6 protein-coding genes and 3 pseudogenes are annotated in these 4,897 nt (G+C 32.4%); 5 read left to right on the top strand and 4 right to left on the bottom strand.

Annotated features, from left to right (window positions below; genetic code table 11):
* Nucleotides 1–67: 67 nt before the first annotated feature.
* From Wcon_RS13490 to Wcon_RS13475, 4 genes are all read left to right on the top strand, one after another.
* Nucleotides 68–199, top strand: a complete 132-nt coding sequence (locus tag Wcon_RS13490) for a hypothetical protein (protein ID WP_338062146.1) — start codon at nt 68–70, stop codon at nt 197–199.
* Nucleotides 153–332 carry a helix-turn-helix domain-containing protein gene (locus tag Wcon_RS13485; protein ID WP_458694579.1) on the top strand — a complete coding sequence of 60 codons (180 nt, stop codon included), beginning with the start codon at nt 153–155 and terminating at the stop codon, nt 330–332. The genes Wcon_RS13490 and Wcon_RS13485 overlap by 47 nt, the downstream gene beginning before the upstream one ends.
* A 24-nt stretch (nt 333–356) precedes the next feature.
* Complete coding sequence (locus tag Wcon_RS13480; protein ID WP_458694580.1) at nt 357–497, top strand: hypothetical protein; 141 nt, start codon at nt 357–359, stop codon at nt 495–497.
* Nucleotides 498–763: 266 nt separating this feature from the next.
* On the top strand, nt 764–1,084 hold the full coding sequence (locus Wcon_RS13475) for an integrase core domain-containing protein (protein WP_458694584.1): 321 nt from the start codon (nt 764–766) through the stop codon (nt 1,082–1,084).
* 115 nt (nt 1,085–1,199) lie between these two features.
* On the opposite strand, the pseudogene Wcon_RS12165 reads toward Wcon_RS13475, so the two are convergent.
* The 4 genes and pseudogenes from Wcon_RS12165 to Wcon_RS08235 form a co-directional block, all read right to left on the bottom strand.
* A pseudogene (locus Wcon_RS12165) lies at nt 1,200–1,589 on the bottom strand (IS4 family transposase); the annotation flags it as partial.
* Between the two features lie 159 nt (nt 1,590–1,748).
* On the bottom strand, nt 1,749–2,384 hold the full coding sequence (locus Wcon_RS08245; protein ID WP_114517838.1) for a DnaA ATPase domain-containing protein: 636 nt from the start codon (nt 2,382–2,384) through the stop codon (nt 1,749–1,751).
* Nucleotides 2,385–2,497: 113 nt separating this feature from the next.
* Entirely contained in the window at nt 2,498–3,571 is a 1,074-nt protein-coding gene (locus Wcon_RS08240; RefSeq protein WP_114517837.1) for an AI-2E family transporter, read from the bottom strand.
* Nucleotides 3,572–3,699: 128 nt separating this feature from the next.
* Nucleotides 3,700–4,265: pseudogene (locus Wcon_RS08235) on the bottom strand (integrase core domain-containing protein); the annotation flags it as partial.
* A 74-nt stretch (nt 4,266–4,339) separates the two neighbouring features.
* On the opposite strand from Wcon_RS08235, the pseudogene Wcon_RS08230 reads away from it, so the two are divergent.
* Nucleotides 4,340–4,897, top strand: a pseudogene (locus Wcon_RS08230) (helix-turn-helix domain-containing protein); the annotation flags it as partial.

Genomic DNA, 4,897 nt, shown 5'->3' with positions numbered 1-4,897 from the left:
AAACAAGACTTGATCTGACACTTTAGAAAAGTAAGTTATAAAATAATAAAAGAAAGGAGTGTTAGATATGAGTACAATACAAGCAAAAATACTAAAACCAAAGTTAGGGTTATTAGAGCTAGCAAAACAATTAGGAAATGTATCTCAAGCGTATGGGCTACTCAAGAGATACGTTTTATCGATTCAAGGAATTATATGAAAATGGAGGAGAAGAAGCACTGCATGAGATAAGTAAGAAAAAATCACTTATGGCAAACAGAGTTTCCGAAGACATAGAAAGAGCAGATCGCAACAGAATTTCCAGCATATGGACAATAAAGAGCTGCAAATGAGCTGAGAAAAAGGGATTTCCGAAGGTGGTTGTATGGCTAAGAAACGATATTGAAACGTTCAAAAAAAGACTTAAAGCTCTTGAAGCGAAGGTTGCACAAGATGGCATAATTTTAACTGAAGAGCAACTTGCAGCTTTAGAGAAAGTGAAAGAACAAAGATGGTGAAATTGAAACACTGGTTACTTAGGTTCTCAAGACACTTATTATGTAGAAGGGTATAGGACCAGCAAACTTTTATTGATACCTATTCAAGGGTTGCTATGGCAAAGCTTTATACAGACAAAACTGCAATTACTGCTGCAGATCTTCTTAATGATAGAGTCATACCATTCTTTGATGGACAAAAGTACCATTATCCCGCATTTTGACTGATAGGGGTACGGAATACTGTGGCAAACCAGAAAATCACGCTTATCAGCTATATTTAGGAATTGAAAACATTGATCATTCAAGAACTAACCCCACAAACTAATGGCATATGTGAGAGGTTTCATAGAACTATGCAAGATGAGTGTTACAATATTATCTTTAGAAAGAAAATCTACAGTTCTTTGGAAGATTTGCAGATAGATGTTGATCATTGGTTGCGTTCTTACAATGAGACAAGACCTCATTCAGGTAAATATTGCTATGGCAAAACACCGATGCAGACTTTTCTTGATAGCAAACATATTGCTTTTCAGAAAAATATTAGTAGCATCAAACAAGAGACTGATATTAGTTTTAACTACCTCAATCCTTCTGTCAGTTAATTCTTGCCTGTCAGATTAAGTTGTGTCTAGTACAACTAACAAGTAACTCGCTGGCTGCCCACTCTACTTTACGTACAGTTTAGTGAGGGGCCAGGAAGGAAGTTTTCCTGCTCTACTCTCCTAAGTAATCAAAAACTAATTGCAACTTTATTCTAGATTTAGTATTACTCTCATAACCTTTGTAACTACCCTTTATACAGATTGTTAGGCAGAGCTACTATCCAATGCTTTTAAATTGCTGCAAGATTCTACAATCAATTTGCAGGGTATCTTTAAATAAAGCCATCTTTTCATAAATTCTACTGCTTCTTTAGTAAACCTAAACCCTGTTTCCACAAATTCTTCGTTTAATAATTGGCACATTGCATCTATGCTGCAGTTTTCAATTACCCAAAATTATAGCTTTTATGAATGATGAACCGCCTCTTCCTTTTCTGTTTCAATTGATTGCCATTTCATTGAAAAATTTGTTGAGGTTATTTGATAGGCAAGTTATTTTATTTATCGTTACTTCTCTCACTAAAAGTATATCTGGGAGAACTTGTTATTCTATCTCCTCATATCTTTTTCCTTAACTTGACGCATATGATGGTTTCAACTGCGTTAATATATGGAAATTAATAAATTTTTAATATACATAACAAATACCTCACAAAAAAAGGAATCACTTGGCACTTTTTTTTAATAAAGTGTTAATAAAAGGAATGGTTACATTTGATCTTATAAATTCATTATCTATTTTTTCTATAATTTTATTAATGCTATGGAAAGAACGTTCTATTCTTGCTAGAATATAATTAATTACCTTTAGGTCAATTTTTAACTGTTTATCTGAAAATTGTTTTATTAGCATAATTCTTAATAATTCCTCGCTTGCAGGTAAAATTTTTACGCTGATAGTTGACAATATTCGAGAGCTTAAATCTTTTAGTTTGAAGTTAAGCTTTTTCGGTGAAATCGAAGAAGTGATTAGCAGTCTCTTGTCATTTTCTTTTATGTAATTGTAACAATGTAACAACATTGCCTCATCTTTAATGTTTTGTACATCTTCTAAAATAAACGCATCGCTATACCTAATCTCGCTTACAAAATTATTCACATCGATAAAAATTGCATCGTTTATTGATTGCCAAATATGAGCAAGGTGAGTTTTTCCAGAGCTTTTAGGTCCAAAAAGAATCAGGCATTTCCAAGATAAATCATTAACTATCGAGTTATATACCTGCTTATTTTCGTCTAAGATGATATAATTTTGCCAACAATAATCAACTTGATTATTGTTAAATAAATTTAATTGCACGTAAAGCCTCTCGCATTGCTACTTTTTGATAATAATTTTTGCATAAAAATTTACTTGTATTTCTCAAATGTATCAGAGGTCCTTGATTCATTTTTCTTTTTATCGTGAACTAATTAGCCATTTTTATAAAGCTCACTTTCAAAATATTTATTGACTGTATATTTTACTAATACACTGAATATTGCTATTATTGGAATAAAAAATAATATACCTATGAACCCAAAATATGAGGTACATATGACAACTCCAAAAATAATGATAGTTGGATGTATATGAACTTTTTTTCCTATTAATAAAGGAACTAATATGCTTGAGTCTATTAATTGTCCAACACTAAATAACAGCAAGACAGCAGCACTTTCAAACCACCCACTAAATTGAGTGATGGCACTCAGAAACCCGATAATAGTGTATAATAATGGCCCTATGTAGGGTATAAATGTTAATGTTCCTGATAAAATTCCAATAGCTACAGAATGCTTCAGCCCGATTATGCTAAGGCTCACGGAGTAAAAGATCATCATGACTATACATACGTTTAATTGCCCCTTTAGGTAATTAGATATAATGAAATCTACTTTGGAAAAATAATCTGCAGCTTTTTCTCTGTAAGAAATGGGAATTAGTTTCTTGGCTTTTTCTACAATTAAAGGCCAATCACGTAATATATAGAAGAACACCACAAGCGTAATAGCTATTGATGATGCCATGTAAATCAAGCTAAAGCTTGAACTTAACACTTGAATTATAAGATTGCTGCCCATGCTAAGAGCATTTATAAAATAAGATATATAATCACTGTAATTTTCTACTAGATTTTTAGACAAGTGATCAAATAAACTATCTTCAGCTTTTATATTAAGAAATTCTAATACAGAAGGAATCACTTTAAGCTTTAATGAAGGTACCTTATTCACTAAGAAATTTAATATTAAAGTAATTTGAACATATATAATAGGTAAAACAAATGTGATAGCTAATATAAAAGCTATCAATAAGGCAAGTATTATAAAAACTACGGAACATGAACGCGGTATTCTATATTTTTCAAACTTGGTTACTAACGGATTAAACAAATGTGCAATAAAAACAGATATTAGACACGGGACAACCATAGGACGTATCAAAAATAATGCTCCTATTATGAAAAGCAGTACACAACAAATAGTTATATGACGTTTTTGCATGTGTTTAGCATAGTCAATTTACCAAAAAATATACAATTTATTTTTCTAAGTTGTACTAGACACAACTTAATCTGACAGATGAGAATTAACTGACAGAAGAATTGAAAACTAATATCAGTCTCTTGTTTAATGTTACTAATATTTTTCTGAAAAGCAATGTGTTTGCTATCAAGAAAAGTCTGCATAGCCATAGCAGTATTTACCTGAGTGAGGTCTGCTCTCATTGTAAGAACGCAACCAATGATTAACATCAATCTGAAGATCTTCCAAAGAATTGTAGATTTTCTTGCGAAAAATAATATTGTAACACTCATCTTGCATAGTTTTGTGGAATCTTTCACATATGCCATTAGTTTGTGGGGTTAGTTCTTGAATGATCAATATTTTCGATTCCTAAGTATAACTGTGATTCTCTGGTTTGCCACAGTATTCCGTACCCCTATCAGTCAAAATGCGTAGCAATCTGTTCATCAAAGTACTCTATCATTAAAAAGATCTGCAGCTGTGATAGCAGTCCTTTCCGTGTAAAGCTTAGCAAAGGCAACTCTAGAATAGGTATCAACAAAGGTTTGCTGGTCCTATACCTTTCTACATAATAGGTATCTTGAGAACCTAAGTAACCAGTGTTTCAATTTCACCATCTTTGTTCTTTCACTTTCTCTAAAGCTGCAAGTTGCTCTTCAGTTAAAATTATGTGTATTAAACAAGACTTGATCTGACACTTTAGAAAAGTAAGTTATAAAATAATAAAAGAAAGGAGTGTTAGATATGAGTACAATACAAGCAAAAATACTAAAACCAAAGTTAGGGTTATTAGAGCTAGCAAAACAATTAGGAAATGTATCTCAAGCGTATGGGCTACTCAAGAGATACGTTTTATCGATTCAAGGAATTATATGAAAATGGAGGAGAAGAAGCACTGCATGAGATAAGTAAGAAAAAATCACTTATGGCAAACAGAGTTTCCGAAGACATAGAAAGAGCAGATCGCAACAGAATTTCCAGCATATGGACAATAAAGAGCTGCAAATGAGCTGAGAAAAAGGGATTTCCGAAGGTGGTTGTATGGCTAAGAAACGATATTGAAACGTTCAAAAAAAGACTTAAAGCTCTTGAAGCGAAGGTTGCACAAGATGGCATAATTTTAACTGAAGAGCAACTTGCAGCTTTAGAGAAAGTGAAAGAACAAAGATGGTGAAATTGAAACACTGGTTACTTAGGTTCTCAAGACACTTATTATGTAGAAGGGTATAGGACCAGCAAACTTTTATTGATACCTATTCAAGGGTTGCTATGGCAAAGCTTTATACAGACAAAACTGCAATT

This window comes from Wolbachia endosymbiont of Cylisticus convexus, assembly GCF_003344345.1.
Note: the sequence above shows the minus strand (reverse complement) of the source record. Positions and strands in the feature narration are given on the sequence as shown.